General features: G+C 71.6%; 20 protein-coding genes. 12 read left to right on the forward strand and 8 right to left on the reverse strand.

Annotated features, from left to right (window positions below; genetic code table 11):
- The first annotated feature begins 60 nt into the window (after window positions 1-60).
- From ACF07B_RS06340 to ACF07B_RS06355, 4 genes are all read left to right on the forward strand, one after another.
- Complete coding sequence (locus tag ACF07B_RS06340) at window positions 61-1,266, forward strand: amidohydrolase family protein (protein WP_392177979.1); 1,206 nt, start codon at window positions 61-63, stop codon at window positions 1,264-1,266.
- A 224-nt stretch (window positions 1,267-1,490) separates the two neighbouring features.
- Window positions 1,491-2,393 (forward strand): sterol desaturase family protein, encoded by a 903-nt coding sequence (locus ACF07B_RS06345; protein ID WP_392177906.1) that lies wholly within the window; start codon window positions 1,491-1,493, stop codon window positions 2,391-2,393.
- Entirely contained in the window at window positions 2,390-3,061 is a 672-nt protein-coding gene (locus ACF07B_RS06350) for a lysoplasmalogenase (protein WP_392177907.1), read from the forward strand. Before ACF07B_RS06345 ends, ACF07B_RS06350 begins: the two co-directional genes overlap by 4 nt.
- Before the next feature lie 41 nt (window positions 3,062-3,102).
- Window positions 3,103-4,146 (forward strand): zinc-dependent alcohol dehydrogenase family protein, encoded by a 1,044-nt coding sequence (locus ACF07B_RS06355; protein WP_392177908.1) that lies wholly within the window; start codon window positions 3,103-3,105, stop codon window positions 4,144-4,146.
- 91 nt (window positions 4,147-4,237) lie between these two features.
- Here ACF07B_RS06355 and ACF07B_RS06360 read toward each other — a convergent pair whose 3' ends face one another.
- Window positions 4,238-5,659 (reverse strand): CoA transferase, encoded by a 1,422-nt coding sequence (locus ACF07B_RS06360; RefSeq protein ID WP_392177909.1) that lies wholly within the window; start codon window positions 5,657-5,659, stop codon window positions 4,238-4,240.
- Window positions 5,660-5,766: 107 nt separating this feature from the next.
- The gene (locus ACF07B_RS06365) at window positions 5,767-7,293 is read right to left on the reverse strand and encodes a S8 family serine peptidase (RefSeq protein WP_392177910.1); all 1,527 of its coding nucleotides are present in this window, start codon (window positions 7,291-7,293) and stop codon (window positions 5,767-5,769) included.
- 375 nt (window positions 7,294-7,668) lie between these two features.
- Here ACF07B_RS06365 and ACF07B_RS06370 point away from each other — a divergent pair, with 375 nt between their 5' ends.
- From ACF07B_RS06370 to moaA, 3 genes are all read left to right on the forward strand, one after another.
- The gene (locus ACF07B_RS06370; RefSeq protein ID WP_392177911.1) at window positions 7,669-8,025 is read left to right on the forward strand and encodes a DUF485 domain-containing protein; all 357 of its coding nucleotides are present in this window, start codon (window positions 7,669-7,671) and stop codon (window positions 8,023-8,025) included.
- Window positions 8,022-9,659, forward strand: coding sequence for a cation acetate symporter (locus ACF07B_RS06375; protein ID WP_362405278.1), 1,638 nt, complete (start codon window positions 8,022-8,024; stop codon window positions 9,657-9,659). Before ACF07B_RS06370 ends, ACF07B_RS06375 begins: the two co-directional genes overlap by 4 nt.
- Window positions 9,660-9,830: 171 nt before the next feature.
- On the forward strand, window positions 9,831-10,820 hold the full coding sequence (gene moaA / locus ACF07B_RS06380; RefSeq protein ID WP_369484066.1) for a GTP 3',8-cyclase MoaA: 990 nt from the start codon (window positions 9,831-9,833) through the stop codon (window positions 10,818-10,820).
- 9 nt (window positions 10,821-10,829) lie between these two features.
- Here moaA and ACF07B_RS06385 read toward each other — a convergent pair whose 3' ends face one another.
- Together ACF07B_RS06385 and ACF07B_RS06390 are read right to left on the reverse strand one after the other, a co-directional pair.
- Entirely contained in the window at window positions 10,830-11,078 is a 249-nt protein-coding gene (locus tag ACF07B_RS06385; protein ID WP_369484065.1) for a hypothetical protein, read from the reverse strand.
- Between the two features lie 337 nt (window positions 11,079-11,415).
- Window positions 11,416-11,805: a DUF3099 domain-containing protein gene (locus tag ACF07B_RS06390; RefSeq protein ID WP_392177912.1), complete on the reverse strand. Its 390-nt coding sequence runs from the start codon at window positions 11,803-11,805 to the stop codon at window positions 11,416-11,418.
- Window positions 11,806-12,047: 242 nt separating this feature from the next.
- Here ACF07B_RS06390 and ACF07B_RS06395 point away from each other — a divergent pair, with 242 nt between their 5' ends.
- Window positions 12,048-12,332, forward strand: a complete 285-nt coding sequence (locus tag ACF07B_RS06395; protein WP_369484064.1) for a GlsB/YeaQ/YmgE family stress response membrane protein — start codon at window positions 12,048-12,050, stop codon at window positions 12,330-12,332.
- Window positions 12,333-12,410: 78 nt separating this feature from the next.
- Here ACF07B_RS06395 and tyrS read toward each other — a convergent pair whose 3' ends face one another.
- The 3 genes from tyrS to ACF07B_RS06410 are packed head-to-tail and all read right to left on the reverse strand — an operon-like array spanning window position 12,411 to window position 16,638.
- Complete coding sequence (gene tyrS, locus ACF07B_RS06400) at window positions 12,411-13,679, reverse strand: tyrosine--tRNA ligase (protein ID WP_392177913.1); 1,269 nt, start codon at window positions 13,677-13,679, stop codon at window positions 12,411-12,413.
- A gap of 44 nt (window positions 13,680-13,723) precedes the next feature.
- A complete protein-coding gene (locus ACF07B_RS06405; RefSeq protein ID WP_384234238.1) occupies window positions 13,724-15,118 on the reverse strand; it encodes a metallopeptidase TldD-related protein in 1,395 nt (464 codons plus the stop codon).
- Window positions 15,115-16,638, reverse strand: a complete 1,524-nt coding sequence (locus ACF07B_RS06410) for a TldD/PmbA family protein (RefSeq protein ID WP_362408824.1) — start codon at window positions 16,636-16,638, stop codon at window positions 15,115-15,117. The genes ACF07B_RS06405 and ACF07B_RS06410 overlap by 4 nt, the downstream gene beginning before the upstream one ends.
- 270 nt (window positions 16,639-16,908) lie before the next feature.
- Between ACF07B_RS06410 and fabG the strand changes: the two genes are divergently transcribed.
- The 3 genes from fabG (at window position 16,909) to ACF07B_RS06425 (ending at window position 18,931) form a co-directional block, all read left to right on the forward strand.
- Window positions 16,909-17,613, forward strand: coding sequence for a 3-oxoacyl-[acyl-carrier-protein] reductase (gene fabG, locus ACF07B_RS06415; protein ID WP_326788595.1), 705 nt, complete (start codon window positions 16,909-16,911; stop codon window positions 17,611-17,613).
- A 5-nt stretch (window positions 17,614-17,618) separates the two neighbouring features.
- On the forward strand, window positions 17,619-18,386 hold the full coding sequence (gene fabI, locus ACF07B_RS06420) for an enoyl-ACP reductase FabI (RefSeq protein WP_369484061.1): 768 nt from the start codon (window positions 17,619-17,621) through the stop codon (window positions 18,384-18,386).
- 158 nt (window positions 18,387-18,544) lie between these two features.
- Window positions 18,545-18,931: a hypothetical protein gene (locus tag ACF07B_RS06425; RefSeq protein ID WP_369484060.1), complete on the forward strand. Its 387-nt coding sequence runs from the start codon at window positions 18,545-18,547 to the stop codon at window positions 18,929-18,931.
- 56 nt (window positions 18,932-18,987) lie between these two features.
- Here the strand turns inward: ACF07B_RS06425 and ACF07B_RS06430 are convergent, their stop codons facing one another.
- Complete coding sequence (locus ACF07B_RS06430; protein WP_369484059.1) at window positions 18,988-19,674, reverse strand: FadR/GntR family transcriptional regulator; 687 nt, start codon at window positions 19,672-19,674, stop codon at window positions 18,988-18,990.
- A 110-nt stretch (window positions 19,675-19,784) separates the two neighbouring features.
- Between ACF07B_RS06430 and ACF07B_RS06435 the strand changes: the two genes are divergently transcribed.
- Window positions 19,785-20,678: MFS transporter (locus ACF07B_RS06435; protein ID WP_392177914.1), on the forward strand; the 894-nt coding region annotated here is incomplete at its 3' end.

The raw sequence follows: 20,678 nt of genomic DNA on the forward strand, positions 1-20,678 counted from the left end.
CGGCCGACGGCCGCCGACGGCGACGGTGCCGGTGGCGGTGCCGAGGACCGCTACACCGTCATCTCCGCCGACTGCCACGCCGGCGCCGATCTCCTCGACTACAGGCCGTACCTGGAGCGCCGGTACCACGACGACTTCGACGCCTGGGCGGCCGACTACGTCAACCCCTACGAGGACCTGCTCGCCGACACCGCCGACCGGAACTGGAACTCCGGGCGGCGCCTCGCGGAGCTGGAGGAGGACGGCATCGTCGCGGAGGTGGTCTTCCCGAACACCATCCCGCCGTTCTTCCCGTCGGCCTCCCTCATGGCACCGGCCCCGACGGCGGCGGAGTTCGAGCGGCGCTGGGCGGGGCTGCGGGCCCACAACCGCTGGCTCGCCGACTTCTGCGCGGCGGCGCCCGGCCGGCGCGCGGGCGTCTTCCAGATCCTCCTGAACGACGTCGACGCGGCGGTCGAGGAGATCCACCGGTCGGCGGGCGCGGGCCTGCGGGGCGGGCTGCTGCTGCCCGGTACACCCCCGGGTTCGGGTCTGCCGGAGCTGTACTCGGGGGCGTACGACCCGATCTGGGCGGCCTGCGCCGAGCTGGGTGTCCCGGTGAACCACCACGCGGGCTCCGCCTCGCCGCCGCTCGGGGACGAACCGGCTGCCCGCGCGGTCTTCATGGTGGAGACGACCTGGTTCTCGCACCGGGCGCTGTGGCACCTGGTGTTCGGCGGCGCGTTCCGCCGGCACCCCGGCCTGAGACTGGTGCTGACCGAGCAGGGGTCGGGCTGGATCCCCGGGGTGCTCGACATGCTGGACTACTACCACGGGCGGCTGGTCGCGGCGGCGGGCAGGGCGTCGACGGCCGAGTCGAAGTTCGGCGCGGGGCTGGCCGCGACGATGGGCGAGCGCCCCTCCGAGGTCTGGCGCGAGAACTGCTTCGTCGGCGCCAGCTTCATGCGCCCCCACGAGGTGCCGCTGCGCGACCGCATCGGCCTCGACAAGATCATGTGGGGCAGCGACTACCCGCACGACGAAGGCACCCATCCCTACACCCGCGAAGGCCTGCGCATCGCCTACGCGGGCCTGCCGCGCGCCGAGATCGCCGCCATGGTCGGCGGCAACGCGGCCCGTGTCTACGGCTTCGACCTGGCGTACCTCGACGCGATCGCCGCCAAGGCCGGTCCCACGGTGGCCGAGATCGCCGAACCCCTGGACACCCCGCCCGCCGACGCGACGAGCCCGGTGTTCGCGAGAGGAGGCTCGGTGCGGGTGTGGTGACCACGGGGCCCGCGGCGGCAGGGCCCGCGGCCGGACCGGCCTCGGGCCGCCGTCCCGAGCGCGGCCGGCTCGCCGCGCGCCGCCGTCCCGAGCGCGGCGCTTCACCGCGGCCGTCACGGAACGGTTCTTTGGCGGAGATGGCCGAGAAGTAAGCGCGTACCGTCGGTAATACTTGTTGGTAACAGCCTCTGTACGCGGCCGACCAGCGCATCTACGGTTCACCCATGCCGAACCTGCCCGATGTCGTGTTCTGGTCGATACCGGCCTTCGTCCTCCTCGCCGTGATCGAGATGGTCAGCGTTCGCATCCATCCGGACGACGACGCCGCGGGGTACGAGACGAAGGACGCCGCGACGAGCCTCGGCATGGGACTCGGCAGTCTCCTCTTCGACTTCCTGTGGAAGTTCCCGATCGTCGCCGTCTACAGCGCGGTCTACACGCTGACGCCGCTGCGGGTGCCCGTCCTGTGGTGGACGATCCCGCTGACGCTGCTCGCCCAGGACTTCTTCTACTACTGGTCCCACCGCGGCCACCACGTGATCCGCCTCCTGTGGGCCTGCCACGTCGTGCACCACTCCAGCAGGAAGTTCAACCTCACCACCGCGCTGCGCCAGCCCTGGACGGGCTGGACGTCGTGGCCCTTCTACCTCCCGATGGTCGTCCTCGGGGTGCACCCGGCCGCGCTCGCGTTCTGCTCGTCGGTGAGTCTCGTCTACCAGTTCTGGATCCACACCGAGCGCATCGACAAGATGCCCCGCTGGTTCGAGTTCGCCCTCAACACGCCCTCCCACCACCGGGTCCACCACGCCTCCCAGGGCGGCTACCTGGACCGCAACTTCGGCGGCATCCTGATCGTCTGGGACCGGCTGTTCGGATCGTTCGTCGCGGAGACCGAACGGCCCGTCTACGGGCTCACCAAGAACATCTCCACGTACAACCCGCTGCGCGTGGCCACCCACGAGTACACGGCCATCGCCCGTGACGTGCGGGCGGCGGCGAACTGGCGCGAGCGCGCCGGACGGCTCCTCGGCGGCCCCGGCTGGCAGCCCGCGCCGCCGGCCGGCGCCACCGCCCCGGCCACCGCCCCGGCCCAGGTCAAGGTCCCGGCCACGGAATCCGTCGCGTGAGCCCCCGTACCGCACGCGTCCTGCTCGTCTGCTTCGTGCTGGCGGCGGCCGTCGACCTCCTCTCGCTGGTGGCCGGTCTCGACCCCGGGCACCGGATCGCCAAGGCGCTCCTGATGCCGCTGCTCGCGGCGTACGCCGGGGTACGCGGCGGACCCCGGCTGCTGATCGCGGCCCTGCTCCTCGGCTGGTGCGGCGACCTGGCGCTCATGTCCGACGCCGACCCCGCGTTCCTGGCCGGCATGGCCGCCTTCGCGGCGGGGCACGTGTGCTACCTCGTGCTGTTCCGCGGGACGGCACGCGTCCGGGACCCGCGGCTCGCGGGCGCGTACGTCACCGTTCTCGTCGCCCTCGTCGTGCTGCTGTGGCCCGGTCTGCCGGCCGGCCTGCGCGTCCCCGTCGCCGGGTACAGCCTGCTGCTGACCGCGATGGCGTACGGGGCCACACGCCTCGGGCCGCTCGCGGCGCTCGGAGGCGCTCTCTTCATGCTCTCGGACACCCTGATCGCCACCGGTGTCGCCGGCTGGCCGCAGCTTCCGCATGCGGCCTTCTGGATCATGCTCACGTACATCGCGGCCCAGTTCCTGCTGGTCCGAGGCGTGCTGGGCCCCCTCGCCGCGCGACCCGCGCCCGCGGCGGCGTACGGTGAGATGCGCTCAACCACCCCCTGAGCGCATCTCACCCACGCTCCGCAACGAGAAGGATCCTCGCCATGCGCGCCACCACCATCCACGCCCCGTACGACATGCGTGTGGAGGAGGTGCCGGAGCCCATGGTGCAGTTGCCCACCGACGCGATCGTGCGGGTGCTGCGTTCCTGCATCTGCGGCAGCGACCTGTGGGCGTACCGCGGCGAGGCGGCCCGGCAGCCGGGCCAGCGGATCGGGCACGAGTTCCTCGGCGTCGTCGAGGAGACGGGCTCCGACGTGAGCGGCGTCCGGCGCGGCGACCTGGTCGTCGCCCCGTTCATGTGGTCCGACGGCGTGTGCGAGTACTGCCGGGACGGACTCACCACCTCGTGCGTGCACGGCGGCTTCTGGGGTTCGGTCGGCTACGACGGCGGCCAGGGCGAGGCCGTACGCGTCCCCTTCGCCGACGGCACCCTCGTACAGCTCCCCAAGGAGGCGGGCTCCGACGACCACCTGCTGACGGCGCTGCTGACGCTCTCCGACGTCCTCGGCACCGGTCACCACGCGGCCCTCGGCGCCGGTGTCCGCAAGGGCTCCACCGTCGCGGTCGTGGGCGACGGGGCCGTCGGACTGTGCGCGGTGCTCGCGGCCCGGCGGCTCGGCGCGGAGCGGATCATCGCGCTCGGCCGTCACCAGGTCCGCACCGACATCGCGCGCCGCTTCGGCGCCACGGACGTCGTCGCCGAGCGCGGCGAAGCGGCCGTCGAGGCCGTCCGTGAGCTGACCCGGGGCCAGGGCGCGATGTGCGTGGTCGAGGCGGTCGGCACCGAGCAGTCCATGAGCACGGCGGTGAACATCACCCGCGACGGCGGCGCGATCGGCTTCGTCGGAGTGCCCCACGGCAGCGGTACGGGCCTCGACCTCGGCGTCATGTTCGACCGGAACATCGCCCTGCGCGGCGGGGTCGCCCCGGTGCGCGCGTACATCCCCGACCTGCTGCCCGACGTCCTCGACGGCACCATCGACCCCTCGCCGGTCTTCGACATGACCGTCGGCCTGGACGGTGTGCCCGAGGGCTACAAGGCGATGGACGAGCGGACCGCGCTGAAGGTCCTCGTCACCGGCTGACACGGAGACGTCGCCGCCGCCGGCTGACACGGAGACGTCGCCGCCGCCGGCCGACGCGGGGACGTCACCGGCCGCCGCACGCCGTCGGCTCTCAGGTCCACCGCGCGGGGTCCGTGCCCCAGCGGCCCGGCGGGCGCGACCAGTCGGTGGGGCCGCCCGCGAAGGAGACCGGGGGCAGGGCGTGTCCGAGGAGGCCGACGGGGCCGGCCCGCTCCGACAGCCAGGCGTCGGGGCGGTCGTACGGTTCCCCCACCGAGGAGGGGCCCGGCGCGCCGGGTCCTTCCTCCCGCCCGGTCCCGTCCGTCAGCCACATCGCGGTGCGCGCCAGCGCCAGCCGTACGACGCACCCGTGGCCCCGCTCCGCCCGCTCGGTCAGCGCGCGCAGGACGGCCGCCGCCAGCAGATACCCGGTGCCGTGGTCCAGGGCCTGCGCCGGCAGCGCGCCCGGCCGCTCCGGCGACCCCTCGCTCACCGCGATCCCGGTGGCCACCTGCACCAGGCTGTCGAATCCCCGCCGCCCGCCCCAGGGCCCGTACGCCCCCCACGCCGACACCTGGGCCACCACCAGGCCCGGATCGCGCTCGGCCAGCGCCTCGGGGGAGAGGCCGAAGCGGTCCAGCGCGCCGGGCCGGTACCCGGTGACGACCACGTCCGCCGACGCCAGGAGCTCATCGAGGGTGCGGCGGCCGGCCGCCAGGTCCAGCAGCGCCGAGCGCTTGCCGAAGCCCGTGTCCGCGTGGGCGTCCGGGTCCTCGGGCAGCCCCGGCGCATCCACGCGCAGCACGTCGGCGCCCAGCAGGGCCAGGGTGCGGGTGGCGACCGGGCCCGCGATGACCCGGGTCAGATCCAGGACGCGCACCCCGGCGGCGGGCAGCAGCGGGCCGCCGTCGGACAGCGGGGCGAGGACCCGAGCGCGTGCGGTGGCCGGCCCGCCCCGCCCGGCCGCCCCGCCCCGCTCGATCAGCGGCCGACGGGCCAGGGCGAGGGCCTGCTCGTGGGCCGCCCACTCCTCGGGCGTTCGCAGCGCGACGGCGAGCCCACCGGCGTCGTACACGCGCTCCTCGGTCTCCCGAGCGGACCGCCCGGCGAGCAGCGCGGCCACGTCCCCGGCGCTCGCGTCGCCCGGCGCGCCCAGCGCGTCCAGCAGCCTGGCCCGGTGATGCGGATAGTTCGCGTGCGTCCGCACCCAGCCGTCCGCCGTCCGCCAGAACCGGGACAGCGGGGCGAAGTTCACGGGTGAGCGCCCGTCGATCCGCAGATGCCGCTCGCTGACGAACGCCGTGGCGAGGGCGCCGTCGTCCACGCTCACCCGCGGAACCCGCGCGAGCCCGGCCCGCCGGGCCCCCAGCTCGGCGGCCGCCAGAGCACAGGCGCCCACGCAGGCGCGTGCCAACTCACGTACGGGCAGGGCGGCTTCCAGCGCCCCCGCCCGCACCACGGTCGAAACCCCGGGGAGCAGCGCCGGGTCTCCGCCCAGCTCCTCCCACACAGCGGCCATCGGTGCACGCGTCATACCGGCACTATGCAGTGTGGACGCGATCAACACGGGAGGTGGCCCCGACGGCGTGGCCCCGGCCGCCGCACGGGGCGGGGCCGGGGCCACGGGGGCGTCGGCAGGAGCTACTTGACCGCCCGCAGGGCGTTGACGATCCCGGCCCCGTAGAAGCCGTTCACCCGCTTGCCGCCCACGCAGGTCGCGTCGACGACGCCGTCGCCGTTCCCGTCGTACGGCTCGGCCGGGCAACCCGGGTTGTCCGCCTGGACCTTGAGAAGGAGCTGGAGCTGAGCGGGCGTGGCCCAGGGGTACTTGGACTTCAGGAGCGCGGCCACGCCGGCGACGTGCGGAGTCGCCATCGAGGTGCCCTGGAGGTAGGCGTACTGGTTGTTCGGCATCGTGGACAGGATGCGGCCGTTCTGCGACGGGGTGTCCGGGATCTGGTACCGGTCGCCGCCGGGCGCCGCGACGTCGATGACACCGTCGCCGTAGCTGGAGAAGTACGACTTGGCGCCCTTGACGCCGGTCGAGGAGACCGTGACGACACCGGGCAACTGGGTCGGAATGTCGAAGCACTTGTGCGGGTCGACCGTGCGGGTCGTGGCGGTCGAGTCGTCGGGGCTGGACGCGTCGGTGAGCGCGTTCGAGTCGAGGTCGTCGTTGGAGTTGCCCGCCGCGGCGACGTTCAGCGTGCCCTTCCGCTGCGCGTACAGCTGGGCGCGGTTGACGGCGTCGACGATGGCCTTCTGGTCGGGATCGTCGAGGCAGTTGTACAGCCAAGGGTCAACGTAGTAACTGTTGTTGGTGATCTCGACGCCGTGGTCGGCGGCGAACACGAAGGCGCACACGACGCTCTCCGGGAAGAACAGCTGGGTGGAGTCGGGCTCGGCGACGGTGATGCCGGAGACCTTCACACCCGGCGCGACACCCGCGACGCCCACGCCGTTGCGGGCCGCCGCGATCTCTCCCGCCACATGCGTGCCGTGATAATGGTCGGCGTCCGCCGGACGCCAGGAACCGTACGTCGTGTCCGGCTTGCCGCCCACGCAGTTCGCGGACTGCGAGGCGGAGAAGTTCGGTGCGATGTCGGGGTGCGTGTCGTCGACGCCGACGTCGATCACCGCGACGGTCACCTTCTTGCTGCCCGGGTTGATCGCGGCCGCCTTGTCGGCGCCTATCGCGCGCAGATCCCACTGGTCGGCCTCAAGGGGCTCCTGGCCCGCGTCGGCGCTCTTCGTGACCTTGGCGGCCTCGGCGGCGGACAGCACCTGCGCCGCGCCCTCGTCCGTCGTGCCCGCGGCCTTCAGCGGCGAGGTGCGGGTGGCGCCCGCCGACTGCACTCCGCGTGCCGTCCGGATCTGCCGGCCGAAGTCCGGGTTCGCGGAGTGGACGACGATCACGCCGATCTGCTCGTACGCGATGACGACACTGCCGCCGGCCGCTTCGATCGCCCGCTTCACCGACGCGATCGTGCGGTGGTCCGTCGTCGTGTTGACCACGTACGAGAGGTTCGGCCCGTCCGCGGTCGTCGCGGCGGGCGTACTGAGGGGTGCGGCCGACGCGACGCCCGGCAGGAACCCGAGCGAGGCGGTGAGCGACAGGACGACCGGCACGGCGAGCGCGAGGCGGTGTCGGGAACGCAGATGAGCCATGGGATCTCCACATCATCCGGAAAACGGAGCTGCCCGAACACGGATGGTGCTCGGGCAGGTACATGACGGAGTGGTGCAGGCCGAAGTTATCCCCCCGCCGACCGGGCCAGCAATGACTTGCGGCGACGACTTCGGAAAGAAGCGGGGCGAGTTGAACCGGTCCACGCGTGGCGCCGTGACCTTGGGCAGGGAGCCCGTGGACGATCGAGCCCCCCGCTCTGATCACGGAACGGACGCGATCGACAGCGGTCCGTCACGTGACGCACGCCGATGTGAGGTCGAAGTCCCATGTCCCTGCCCGAACCGTCCCCGTCCGCGGGCCCCGACCCGACCCCGTCCACCGTCGTAACCGCACCCGCAACGCGAGGAGACACCGTGGCCACCGACGCACCACCACCCGCACGGGAGGGAGCCCAGCTCCCGTCCACAGAACAGTTCGTCGAGATGCAGGAAAGCGCCGAATTCGGTGAACTCCGCACCTCCCACCGCTCCTTCGCCTTTCCGCTGACCGTCGGGTTCATCCTCTGGTACCTGCTGTACGTGCTGCTCTCGAACTACGCGGGCGACTTCATGGGCACCAAGCTGTTCGGCAACGTCAACGTCGCCCTGGTGCTCGGCCTCGCCCAGTTCCTCACCACGTTCCTCATCGCCTGGTGGTACTCCCGGCACGCGGCGACTCAACTCGACCCCAAGGCCGACGCCATCAAGTCCCGGATGGAGGGCGGCGCATGAGCCCCGTACAGACCACCGCGCACACGACCGTGCTGGCCGCAGGCGAGGCGAGCGAGCACCGCCCGCTGATCATCACCCTGTTCGCGGTGTTCGTCGCCGCGACCCTCGTCATCACGGTCTGGGCCGGCCGCCAGACCAAGGACGCCGCCGACTTCTACGCGGGCGGACGCCAGTTCACCGGTTTCCAGAACGGACTCGCCGTCTCCGGCGACTACATGTCCGCCGCGTCCTTCCTCGGCATCGCCGGCGCGATCGCCCTCTTCGGCTACGACGGCTTCCTCTACTCCATCGGCTTCCTGGTCGCCTGGCTGGTCGCCCTGCTCCTGGTCGCCGAACCGCTGCGCAACTCCGGCCGGTACACCATGGGCGACGTCCTCGCCTACCGCATGCGCCAGCGCCCGGTCCGTACCGCGGCCGGCACCTCCACCATCGTCGTCTCGATCTTCTACCTGCTGGCCCAGATGGCCGGTGCGGGCGTCCTCGTCTCGCTGCTCCTCGGCATCACCAGCGACGGCGGCAAGGTCGGCATCGTCGCGCTCGTCGGCGTCCTGATGATCGTGTACGTCACCATCGGCGGCATGAAGGGCACCACCTGGGTGCAGATGGTCAAGGCGGTCCTGCTCATCGCCGGCGCCGTGCTGCTCACCTTCCTGGTACTGCTGAAGTTCCACTTCAACATCTCCGACCTGCTCGGCAGCGCCGCCGAGAACAGCGGCAAGGGCACGCCCTTCCTGGAACCCGGGCTCAAGTACGGCGCCACCTCCACCACGAAGCTGGACTTCATCTCCCTCGGCATGGCACTGGTCCTCGGCACCGCGGGCCTGCCGCACATCCTGATCCGTTTCTACACCGTGCCCACCGCCAAGACCGCGCGGAAGTCCGTCAACTGGGCGATCGGCCTCATCGGCGCCTTCTACCTGATGACCCTCGCCCTGGGCTTCGGCGCCGCCGCGCTGATCAAGCCGGACGAGATCATCGCCTCCAACAAGGCGGGCAACACGGCGGCACCCCTGCTCGCCCTGCACCTCGGCGGCGTGGACTCCAGCTGGGGCGCGATCCTGCTCGCCACCATCTCCGCCGTCGCCTTCGCCACGATCCTCGCGGTCGTCGCGGGACTGACCCTCGCCTCGTCCTCCTCGTTCGCGCACGACATCTACGCGAACGTGATCAAGAAGGGGCAGGCGTCGGAGAAGCAGGAGATGAAGGCCGCCCGGTACGCGACGGTCGGCATCGGCGCCGTGTCCATCCTGCTGGGCGCCCTCGCCCGCGACCTCAACGTCGCCGGTCTGGTCGCCCTCGCCTTCGCGGTCGCGGCCTCCGCGAACCTGCCGACGATCCTCTACAGCCTCTTCTGGAAGAGGTTCACCACCCCGGGAGCCCTCTGGTCGATCTACGGCGGCCTGGTCACCGCCGTCGGCCTCGTGCTGTTCTCCCCGGTCGTCTCGGGCAAGCCCACCTCGATGTTCCCCGACGTCGACTTCCACTGGTTCCCGCTGGAGAACCCGGGCCTCATCTCCATCCCGGTCGGCTTCCTGCTGGGCTGGCTGGGGACCACCCTGTCCAAGGAGGAGCCGGACGCCGGCAAGTACGCCGAGCTGGAGGTCCGCTCCCTGACCGGCACCGGAGCGCACTAGATCCCGGCATCACGCGGGCCCGTCGGGGGCCGCCGGTGGATCACCGCTGGTAGGTCCCTACGACGGGCCCGCGCCGCGTCTCGTGGGATCGGGCCACTGTCGTCGTCAGCCCCGTCACGTAGGCTCACAGGTGTCCGGAAAATGTGATCGGCATCGAGGGAGGGGGCCCACGTGCTCATCGACACCTACGGCCGGGTGGCCACCGACCTGCGTGTCTCGCTGACGGACCGGTGCAATCTGCGCTGCACCTACTGCATGCCCGAGGAAGGCCTGCAGTGGCTCGCCAAGCCCGACCTGCTCACCGACGACGAGATCGTCCGCCTGATAGAGATCGCCGTCACCCGCCTCGGCATCGAAGAGGTCCGCTTCACCGGCGGCGAACCCCTGCTGCGTCCCGGTCTGCCCGGCATCGTCGAGCGGGTCGCGGCCCTCGCCCCCCGCCCGCAGATGTCCCTCACGACCAACGGCATCGGTCTCAAGCGCACCGCGGCCGCCCTGAAGGCCGCGGGCCTGGACCGGGTGAACGTCTCGCTGGACACCCTGCGGCCCGACGTCTTCAAGACCCTCACCCGCCGTGACCGCCTCAAGGACGTCATCGACGGCCTCGAAGCCGCCCACGCCGCCGGACTGGCCCCCGTCAAGATCAACTCGGTGCTGATGCCGGGCCTGAACGCCGACGAGGCCCCGGACCTGCTGGCCTGGGCCGTGGAGCACGACTACGAACTCCGCTTCATCGAGCAGATGCCCCTGGACGCCCAGCACGGCTGGAAGCGCGACGGCATGGTCACCGCCGCCGACATCCTCGCCTCGCTGCGCACCCGCTTCGAGCTCACCGAGGAAGGCGCCGGCGAGCGGGGTTCCGCACCCGCCGAGCGCTGGATCGTCGACGGCGGCCCGCACCGCGTCGGGGTGATCGCCTCGGTCACCCGCCCGTTCTGCGCGGCCTGCGACCGCACCCGCCTGACCGCCGACGGCCAGGTGCGCACCTGTCTCTTCGCGACCGAGGAGACCGATCTGCGCGCCGCGCTGCGCTCTGGGGAGCCCGACGAGGAGATCGCCCGCGTCTGGCGGGCCGCGATGTGGGGCAAGAAGGCCGGGGCGGGCCTGGACGACCCGTCGTTCATTCAACCCGACCGCCCGATGTCGGCGATCGGCGGCTGACGGGAGCGGCTATTCCTCCCCGCGCTCCGCGGGCCGGGAGGCCTCCCACTCGTCGAGGGCCACGACGTCCTTCAGGAACCCGCGCACCCCGAGGAACTGCGACAGATGCTCGCGGTGCTCCTCGCACGCGAGCCAGGTCTTGCGGCGCTCCGGCGTGTGCAGCTTCGGGTTGTTCCAGGCGAGCACCCACACGGCATCCGCACGGCAGGCCTTGGCCGAGCAGACGGGGGAGGCGGGGTCGGAGGCGTTCCAGATCACTCTGCCGACCCTAACCGAGGCTTCGCGGCACGCGCTCCGCGCAGTGGGCGGACAGTCCGTGAACCGGGCTCCGAGAGCTGACAAAGGCGACGCCGAGCAGCCACGGGGGGAGCTGCCCGGCGTCGGTCCGTCGCTCCGACGGGGGATGCGGAGCGCGTACGAAGTATGTCACGGGTAACCCGCCGCCCGGCACCGGAACAACATGATTGATCTGAGCTTTTCTTGAGCTTGTCCGCGGCGGGATATTCCGTTTTCGGCGAATGCGTCGACGTCCGTCCGGAGCTGAACCGGCCTTGTACCGGGGCGAGTTCACCCGCGATTCGGCTCCGGTCCACACTCAGCTCGGGTCGTGCGGCTCGGCCCCCGAACGCGCCTCGGGACCGCTCGCGGCGCCCTCGGGGAACGGCTTCTCCGAGCCGTCCTGCCGAGGCGGCGTGATCATCGGACGCAGCGGAGCGGTGACGAACGTCGAGGGGAGCGAGGGCGCGTTCTCGCGTCCGGCGTTGGCGATGACCACAGCGACGTACGGGAGGAGAATTCCGAGGACCAGAGCGACCAGAGCGACGGGCCGCTCGACGTTCCACAGGGTCGCCGCCAGGATCACCGACACCGTGCGGACGGACATCGAGATGACATAGCGGCGCTGCCGGCCGCGCACGTCGTCGTCCAGGCTCTGTCTGGCTCCCGTGATCCGGAAGACCTGGACGTTGCTCTGCTTCCTGGTCACACTCCACCACCTGCCTGTGTCGGACGCTCCCCGGTCCGTACCCGGCACGGACCCGCCGAGGAAGCGGGCCCGGACGGCTTCCACGTTACGCCGCGTCTGCGACACCTTCGAGACCGGGGGCATGCCCCGTGCGGGGGGACCGGATGCGCCGTAGCGCGTACGGACGCGCCCGACATGCGTCGTATGGTGGCCGGCCGGACACTGGCCGTACGGCTCACCCGGAGCGGTACGAGGAGGCGGACATGGGCTGGATATGGGCGATCATCGTCGGATTCGTGCTGGGCCTGATCGCCAAGTTGATCATCCCGGGGAAGCAGCACAGCCCGCTCTGGCTGACCACCATCTTCGGCATGCTCGGCGCCATCGTGGGCAACGCCCTCGCGCGCGCCTTCGGGGTCGCGGCGACGTCCGGCATCGACTGGACCCGTCACCTCTTCCAGCTGATCGCCGCCATCGTCATCGTGGCGCTGGGCGACATGGCGTACATGGCCCTGTGGGGGAACAAGAAGGCGCAGCAGCGGGCGTGACGCCGCCCGGACGGACGAAGGGCGCGGGCCGCCTCCCGATCCGGGAAGCGGCCCGCGCCCTCGCTGTCGTCGGACCGCTCAGCCGCCCGTGACCTCGACGGCGGCCAGGCTCTTCTTGCCCCGGCGCAGCACGAGCCAGCGCCCGTGCAGCAGGTCCTCCGCGGCGGGGACCGCGTCCTCGGCGGCGACCTTGACGTTGTTCACGTACGCGCCGCCCTCCTTGACCGTACGGCGCGCGGCGGACTTGCTGGCCACCAGGCCGACCTCGGCGAAGAGGTCCACGACCGGGCCCGCCGCGGCGACCTGGATGTGCGGCACCTCGGACAGCGCCGCGGTGAGCGTCCGCTCGTCGAGGTCGGTCAGCTCGCCCTGCCCGAAGAGGGCCTTGGACGCGGCGATCACGGCGGCCGTCTGGTCGGCGCCGTGCACCAGGGTCGTCAGCTCCTCGGCCAGCGCGCGCTGGGCGGCACGGGCCTGCGGACGCTCCTCGGTCTGCTGCTCCAGCTCCTGAAGCTCCTCGGGGGACCTGAAGGACAGGATGCGCAGGTACGTCGAGACGTCCCGGTCGTCCACGTTCAGCCAGAACTGGTAGAACGCGTACGGCGTCGTCATCTCGGGGTCGAGCCAGACGGCGCCGCCCTCGGTCTTGCCGAACTTGGTGCCGTCCGCCTTGACCATCAGCGGCGTCGCCAGCGCGTGCACCTGGGCCCCGGGCTCCAGACGGTGGATCAGGTCCAGGCCCGCCGTGAGGTTGCCCCACTGGTCGCTGCCGCCCTGCTGAAGGGTGCAGCCGTGGCGTCGGTACAGCTCCAGGAAGTCCATGCCCTGGAGCAGCTGGTAGCTGAACTCCGTGTAGCTGATGCCCTCCGCGGACTCCAGGCGACGGGCCACGGAGTCCTTGGTGAGCATCTTGTTGACGCGGAAGTGCTTGCCGATGTCCCGCAGGAACTCGATGGCCGACAGGCCGGCCGTCCAGTCGAGGTTGTTCACCATGACCGCGGCGTTCTCGCCCTCGAAGGACAGGAACGGCTCGATCTGCGAACGCAGGCGTGTCACCCAGTTCGCGACCGTCTCCGGGTCGTTCAGGGTGCGCTCGGCCGTGGGGCGGGGGTCACCGATCTGGCCCGTCGCCCCGCCCACCAGGGCGAGCGGCCGCAGCCCCGCCCGCTGGAGCCTGCGCATCGTGAGCACCTGCACCAGGTGACCGACGTGCAGGCTCGGCGCGGTCGGGTCGAAGCCGCAATAGAACGTGACGGGACCGTCCGCGAGCGCCTTGCGCAAAGCATCTTCGTCGGTGGACAGGGAGAACAGGCCCCGCCACTTCAGCTCGTCGACGATGTCCGTCACGGTTCTCGTATCTCCTTGAGTGGTCTCGTGAATCAGGTACGAGGTTATACGCCCTGGCTGACAGAACTCATATTGAAGTCCGGCACCCGCAGGGCGGGCATCGCGGCCCTGGTGAACCAGTCGCTCCATTCCCGGGGCAGCGTCTTCTCCGTCCGCCCCGCCTCCGTGGCCCGGCCCAGCAGGCCCACCGGCGACTCGTTGAACCGGAAGTTGTTCACCTCGCCCACGACCTCGCCGTCCTCGACGAGGTAGACGCCGTCGCGGGTGAGCCCGGTCAGCAGCAGGGTCGCCGGGTCGACCTCGCGGATGTACCAGAGGCAGGTCAGCAGCAGACCGCGCGCGGTGCCGGCGACCATCTCCTCCAGGGAGCGGTCCTCGCCGCCGTCCAGGACGAGGTTCCCGATCGACGGCGTCACCGGCAGTCCGGTCAGACCCGCACTGTGCCGGGTCGTGGACAGATGCCGCAGCTCGCCCTCCCGGATCCAGTCGGTGGCCTTCAGCGGCAGCCCGTTGTCGAACACGGAGGCGTCGTCGCCGGAGGAGTGCGTGAGGACGAAGGGGGCGGACTCCAGGCCCGGCTCGTTCGGGTCGCTGCGCAGCGTCAGCGGCAGCTCGGTGAGCCGCTCGCCGATCCGGGTGCCGCCCCCGGGCTTGCTGAAGACGGTCCGGCCCTCGGCGGCGTCCCGGGCGGCGGCCGACCACATCTGGTAGATCAGCAGGTCCGCGACCGCGGTCGGCGGCAGCAGGGTCTCGTACCGCCCGGCGGGCAGCTCGACGCGCCGCTCGGCCCAGCCGAGCCGTAGCGCCAGCTCCGCGTCCATCGTGGCCGGGTCGACGTCCTTGAAGTCCCGCGTCGAGCGTCCCGCCCAGGCCGAACGCGTACGGTCCGGGGACTTGGCGTTGACCTCCAGCGTGCCGTTCGGCTGGTCGTGCCGCAGCCGCAGGCCCGTCGACGTGCCGAGGTAGCTGGAGACGAGCTCGTGGTTGGCGAAGCCGTACAGCTCACGGCCGCCCGCACGCGCGCGTGCGAACGCCTCGCCGAGCGCCGGCGCGAAGTCGGCGAAGACGGTGGAGGACGTCTCGGCGGGCGCGTCCGTGAAGTCGGGGGACTCCGGTACGCCGGTCACCAGCGCCCGGCCGTCCTCGGCGGGCCCGGCGCCCCGAGCCGCGGCCTCGGCCGCCCGGACCAGGGGCTCCAGTTCGTCGGCGGTCACGGCCGAGCGCGAGACCACACCGGACGACGTGCCCTCGCGGCCGTCGACGGTGGCGATCACGGTGAGCGTGCGGCCGCGCGTGACCCCGTTCGTGGTGAGCGCGTTGCCCGCCCAGCGGAGGTTGGCGGTGGACTGCTCGTCGGCGATCACCACACAGCCGTCCGCCCGGGACAGTTCGAGGGCGCGCTCGACGACCTCGTGCGGCTTGTTCGTACGGGCGCTCATCGACCGGCCTCCGAGGTGGTGTTGAGGATGTTGACACCCTTGAAGAGGGCGGAAGGGCAGCCGTGCGACACCGCGGCGACCTGGCCGGGCTGGGCCTTGCCGCAGTTGAAGGCGCCGCCGAGGACGTACGTCTGGGGGCCGCCCACCGCGGCCATCGAGCCCCAGAAGTCGGTGGTCGTCGCCTGGTACGCGACATCACGGAGCTGGCCCGTGATCCGGCCGTTCTCGATCTTGAAGAAGCGCTGGCCGGTGAACTGGAAGTTGTAGCGCTGCATGTCGATGGACCAGGAGCGGTCGCCGACGACGTAGATGCCGCGGTCGACGCCTCCGATCAGGTCCTCGGTGGACAGCCCGCCGGGGTCGGGCGCCAGCGAGACGTTGGCCATCCGCTGTACGGGCACATGCCGGGGGGAGTCGGCGTACGCGCATCCGTTGGAGCGCTCGAAGCCGGTCAGGCTCGCGATCCGCCGGTCCAGCTGGTAGCCGACGAGCGTGCCGTCCTTCACGAGGTCCCAGGACTGGCCCTCGACGCCCTCGTCGTCGTACCCGACGGTCGCGAGGCCGTGCTCGGCGGTACGGTCACCGGTCACGTTCATCAGATCGGAGCCGTACCTGAGCTTGCCGAGCTGGTCGAAGGTGGCGAAGGAGGTCCCGGCGTACGCCGCCTCGTAGCCGAGCGCGCGGTCCAGCTCGGTGGCGTGCCCGATGGACTCGTGGATGGTCAGCCACAGATTGGACGGGTCGACGACGAGGTCGTACACCCCCGCCACCACGCTCGGCGCCCGCATCTTCTCCGCGAGCAGTACGGGAATCCGCTCCAGCTCGGCGTCCCAGTCCCAGCCGGTGCCTTGCAGGTACTCCCAGCCGCGCCCGACCGGCGGCGCGATCGTCCGCATCGAGTCGAACTCGCCGCTGGACTCGTCGACGGCCACCGCGGTGAGCTGCGGGTGCAGCCGCACCCGCTGCTGCGTGGTCACGGTCCCGGCGGTGTCCGCGTAGAACTTGTTCTCGTGCACGGTCAGCAGGGACGCGTCGACGTGGTTGACGCCGTCGGCCGCCAGCAGCCGTGCGCTCCAGTCGGCGAGCAGCCCCGCCTTGTCCTCGTCCGGCACGGAGAAGGGGTCGATCTCGTACGACGAGACCCACGTCTTCTCGGCGTGCACCGGTTCCCGCGCCAGCTCCACCCGCTCGTCCGACCCGGCCGCCTTGATCACCTGGGCCGACAGCTTGGCCATCGCCACCGCCTGCGAGGCGACCTTCGCGGCCGCGTCCATCGTCAGGTCGACGCCCGACGCGAACCCCCAGGTCCCGCCGTGCACGACCCGGACGGCGTACCCCAGGTCCGTGGTGTCCGACGATCCGGCCGGCTTGGCGTCGCGCAGCCGCCAGGACGCGCTGCGCACCCGCTCGAACCGGAAGTCCGCGTGGTCGGCGCCCAGCGCCCGCGCCCGCGCGAGCGCGGCGTCGGCGAGTGCGCGCAGCGGTAGCGCCGTAAAGGCTTCGTCGATGGAATGAGGCACCGAGGTCTCCCTGCTGTCGTGGCCCGTCGGTCCGATCATGTCGCGCGGGCGGGTCCGGCGGCCACGCCTTTGCCGTGACCGGGCGCGTCTTTCGGCCGCGAGGCGTCCGCCTTCAGGCCGTGGAGCCCCGGCTTTCTGTAGGGATCCGACAGTGCTCACCCAAACCCACTGTCGGTGCCCGATTCTCTGGGAGGCCTGGCGGACCGATAGGTTTTCGGGGAAGGCGCCTGTATTGCAGGGGTTTCAGTCCGCTAACGAAAGGGTGATCCGTTGAGCCGCTCGGTTCTCGTCACCGGAGGCAACCGGGGCATCGGCCTCGCCATCGCCCGCGCATTCGCCGACGCAGGCGACAAGGTCGCGATCACGTACCGCTCCGGTGAGCCGCCGGCCGGCTTCCTGGCGGTCAAGTGCGACATCACCGACACCGAGCAGGTGGAGCAGGCCTACAAGGAGATCGAGGCCGAGCACGGTCCGGTCGAGGTCCTGATCGCCAACGCCGGTGTCACCAAGGACCAGTTGCTGATGCGCATGTCCGAGGAGGACTTCACCTCGGTCATCGACACGAACCTCACCGGCACCTTCCGCGTGGTCAAGCGCGCGAACCGGGGCATGCTGCGGGCCAAGAAGGGCCGCGTCGTGCTGATCTCCTCCGTCGTCGGGCTGCTCGGCTCGGCGGGACAGGCGAACTACGCCGCGTCCAAGGCCGCCCTTGTCGGCTTCGCGCGATCGCTCGCCCGCGAGCTCGGCTCGCGCAACATCACCTTCAACGTCGTCGCGCCCGGCTTCGTCGACACCGACATGACGCAGGCGCTCACCGAGGAGCAGCGCGGCAACATCGTGTCGCAGGTACCGCTGGGCCGTTACGCGCAGCCCGAGGAGATCGCCGCAACGGTGCGGTTCCTCGCCTCGGACGACGCCTCGTACATCACTGGAGCCGTCATCCCGGTTGACGGCGGACTGGGAATGGGTCACTGATCACCATGAGCGGAATTCTTGAGGGCAAGCGCGTCCTGATCACCGGTGTGCTGATGGAGTCCTCCATCGCCTTCCACACCGCCAAGCTGGCCCAGGAGCAGGGTGCCGAGATCATCCTGACCGCGTTCCCGCGGCCCACGCTGACCGAGCGCATCGCCAGGAAGCTGCCGAAGCCCACCAAGGTCATCGAGCTCGACGTCACCAACGACGAGCACCTGGGGCGTCTCGCCGAGATCGTCGGCGAGGAGCTGGGCGGCCTCGACGGCGTCGTGCACTCCATCGGCTTCGCGCCGCAGGACGCCCTCGGCGGCAACTTCCTGAACACGCCGTTCGAGTCCGTCGCCACGGCCATGCACGTCTCGGCGTTCTCCCTGAAGTCGCTGACGATGGCCTGCCTGCCGCTGATGCAGAACGGCGGCTCCGTCGTCGGCCTCACCTTCGACGCGCAGTACGCGTGGCCGCAGTACGACTGGATGGGCCCGGCCAAGGCCGCCCTGGAGGCCACCAGCCGCTACATGGCGCGTGACCTGGGCAAGCAGAACATCCGCTGCAACCTCATCTCGGCGGGCCCGATCGGCTCCATGGCCGCCAAGTCCATCCCGGGCTTCGGCGAGCTCGCCTCGGTGTGGGACACCCGCGCGCCCCTGGAGTGGGACCTCAAGGACCCCGAGCCGGCCGGCAAGGGCGTCGTCGCCATGCTGAGCGACTGGTTCCCGAAGACCACGGGCGAGATCATCCACGTGGACGGCGGTCTGCACGCCATCGGCGCGTAAACGCTTACGCACGGTATCGGCGCCCCGTTTCCCGCACCGCGCGGGGAGCGGGGCGTCGCCCGTTCGGCCCAGTCGGCCGGGCGGGCGGGACCCCCTGACCGGCACTCTGGGAGAACGCACCGCCCGCCCCGCAGCCTTACGGCCGAGGAGGTCCCCTTGTGCGCCTGTCCCGCCGCTTCGTTCCGGTGTTCGCCGCTGTCGCTCTGGTGCTGGCCGTTCCGTACGACGCGATGTCCCACCCCCGCGCGGAGGGTGTGAACGGAGGGTCCTCGCGGGCCGCGGGGAGCGAGGGGGCGCGACGGCCCGCCGTGCCCCAGCCGTTCGGCGCCGAGTGCCGGATCACCGTCACCGGCTCCCGGGCCGTCGCGTACTGCCACAACCCCTATGTGGGCACCGACCGCGTCGCTCTGCACGTCGAGTGCGCCCGCTGGTGGGACATCGACAGCGACAGCACCCCGGTCGAGGTCGGACCGGCGACGACCGTCCGGCTGACCGGCCGCTGCTGGAAGGAGATCCGCGCGGTCTGGATCACCCACGAGGACTGAGCTCCACCGACCCGGGCTTCCGAACCCGCCCCGGGACCGGCACTTCGTGCCCGCGCCTACTTCCGGCCGGCCGGCGGGCCGGGTCGGCACTGGAAGGGGTAGCTCGCGGCTTCCGCGGCCGCCGCCTCCGCGTCGCCCGCCCTGATCGCGTCGACGAGCAGGGCGTGGTCCATGTACGCCTCGGGTGTCAGCTCCTCGCCGACGTCCACGCGCAGCCAGTCGCGCAGCACCTCGCCCAGATCCGCGTACATCGCCGTCATGACGTCGTTGCGGGACGTGGCCACCACCGCCAGATGGAAGGTCGCGTCGGCGGCCACGAAGGCCTCCGCGTCGCCCGACTCCCAGGCTTCCTCCCGGCGTACGAGGAGCGCCTCCAGCTGCTTGACATCGCGCTCGGTGCGCCGTTCCGCGGCCAGCCTCGCGGCGCTCGACTCCAGCGTGGAGCGCAGTTCGGCGATGTGCCGCGGATCGGCGTCCGCGAACCGGCGGTGCATCACGCCCGCCAGCTCGCTGGTCGCCACGACGTAGGTGCCCGATCCCTGCCGGATGTCCAGCAGCCCGTTGTGGGCGAGCGCCCGGACCGCCTCGCGCACGGTGTTGCGGGCGACGCCGAGCTGGTCGACGAGCTCCGGCTCGGTGGGGATACGGGAGCCCACCGGCCACTCGCCCGAGGTGATCTGGTTCCGCAGCTCGGCGATGACCTGCTCGGACAGGGCCGAACGGCGGGGATGGCTCAGCGGCATGGCGGTCCTTCGTACGGGCCCGGGTGTGATCGTTCGCGCGGGGCGGAGGCTCCGGAGATTAACGCAGCGGGATTGGACAGCCAATCATCCCATGATTCTATGATGGCCTCATGGTCCCCGAGGAAACCCGCACGCAGACGCGGCCCCCCGCGATAGGCCGCTCCACCGTGAGCACGGCACCCGAAACGCCCCTCCCGCGCGCGTGGACGGTACGGCTCATGGTGGCCGGCATCGTCCTCGCCGCCCTCAACCTGCGCCCGGCCATCACGAGCCTCGGCGCCCTCCTCGAAGAGGTGCGCGACGGCCTCGGCATGAGCGGCGGCGCCGCCGGCCTGCTCACCTCGGTGCCGCCCCTGTGCTTCGCCGTCTTCGGCGTGACGGCACCGCGGCTCGCCCGCCGTTTCGGGCCCGCCGCCGTGGTCTGCGCGGGCATGGTCGCCATCACGACGGGCCTCGTCGTGCGTCCGTACATCGGGGGAACGGCCGGCTTCCTGGCCATGAGCGCGCTCGCGCTCATGGGCATCGCCGTCAGCAACGTCCTGATGCCGGTGATCGTCAAGCGCTGGTTCCCCGACAAGGTCGGCTCCATGACGGGCCTGTACTCGATGGCCCTGGCCCTGGGCACGTCCGCCGCCGCGGCGGCGACCGTCCCCATGACCGACGTCCTCGGCGGCGACTGGCGCTCCGGCCTCGTGGTGTGGGCGGGACTCGCGGCGGCGGCCGTGCTGCCGTGGGTGCTGCTGGTACGAGCGCGGGGCGCGGGTCCCGGCACCGGTGACCGCGAACCGGCCGCGTCCGGCACGGCCCGTACAGGCGCCCGCCCACCCACCGCGGCCACCCCCTCCGCCCCCGCGCGCCTCTCCTCCACCGCGGCGCGGACCGATGACGGCCCACCCACCGCGGCCACTCCCTCCGCCCCCGCGCGCCTCTCCTCCACCGCGGCGCGGACCGATGACGGCCCACCCACCGCGGCCACTCCCTCCGCCCCCGCGCGCCTCTCCTCC

It is taken from the genome of Streptomyces sp. NPDC015532 (assembly GCF_043078065.1).
GTDB lineage: Bacteria > Actinomycetota > Actinomycetes > Streptomycetales > Streptomycetaceae > Streptomyces.